The sequence below is a fragment of the Flavobacterium macrobrachii genome (assembly GCF_014486675.1).
GTDB lineage: Bacteria > Bacteroidota > Bacteroidia > Flavobacteriales > Flavobacteriaceae > Flavobacterium > Flavobacterium macrobrachii.
The window spans coordinates 1-827 of sequence record NZ_JACTAC010000170.1; the positions used below are offsets into that span (position 1 = coordinate 1).

General features: G+C 31.4%; 2 protein-coding genes. Both read right to left on the bottom strand.

Annotated elements, in window-relative coordinates; all coding sequences use genetic code 11:
- Positions 1 to 14: 14 nt before the first annotated feature.
- On the bottom strand, positions 15 to 464 hold the full coding sequence (locus tag IAI56_RS15785) for a hypothetical protein (RefSeq protein ID WP_187658769.1): 450 nt from the start codon (positions 462 to 464) through the stop codon (positions 15 to 17).
- Positions 457 to 827: hypothetical protein (locus tag IAI56_RS15790; protein ID WP_222941036.1), on the bottom strand; the 371-nt coding region annotated here is incomplete at its 5' end. The genes IAI56_RS15790 and IAI56_RS15785, both read right to left, overlap by 8 nt.

The window sequence follows — 827 nt, forward strand, 5'->3', positions numbered from 1 at the left end:
ATTATGCCCAGTTTTTATTTTTCTGTCCAATATTTTTCTTTTAAATATTCTGTCTTTTTAATGTCGCAACCTAATACAAATACTCTATAAACAGGTCTGTCTATTCCGAAATAAGGTATTTTATCGTCAAAAAATTCTGTTTCAATTGTCTGTAATATGTTTTTTAAATCGTTGATTTTATTTATGTCTGCGGAAAAACCAATGCAATGTGTCTTTGCCCATTTGTCAGACTTAATCTGATTAAAAGCATATTCAACTATTTCAGTTTCTGACTTGAAGTATTTCAAATTGTCTTTTTGTCCACGTTCCGTATAATACCAAATATAAAGTCCGCCTGATTTGTCAATTCCAAAACCTTCATAAATACCGTTTCCGTTTATTGAATAGCTATTAAAGTTAAAACAGTTTTCTTTCATCCAATTTTCAAGTTCGATTTCTGTCTTTGGTATATAAACACTATCCATTTGTCAGTTTCTTATATGTAAATGGTCTCAACTCAATTTCAGTTTTTAATTTTTCAAATTCGTTGTCAAAATATAATTTAAAGAAGTATTTTACGTCTTCCAAATTGTCCAGCTTGGTTTGAATTTGTTCGTCTTGGTTTTCTCCATAAACAAAAAATAGGTCAAGGTTTTTGTGAACTTCAAGGACAAATTCATTCTCCATATGTCCAACCCAAAAAGCTCCGTGTTCTTCGTCCATTCGGATTGTTTCTTCAATTGCGGATTTTATGTCATCAAATGTTGCGTTCTCAACTGAGTCGCCCCAACCTTTTTCTATCCAAATGTTTGTTGTCATACGTGTTGTTCTTAAATTGGGCATAACGT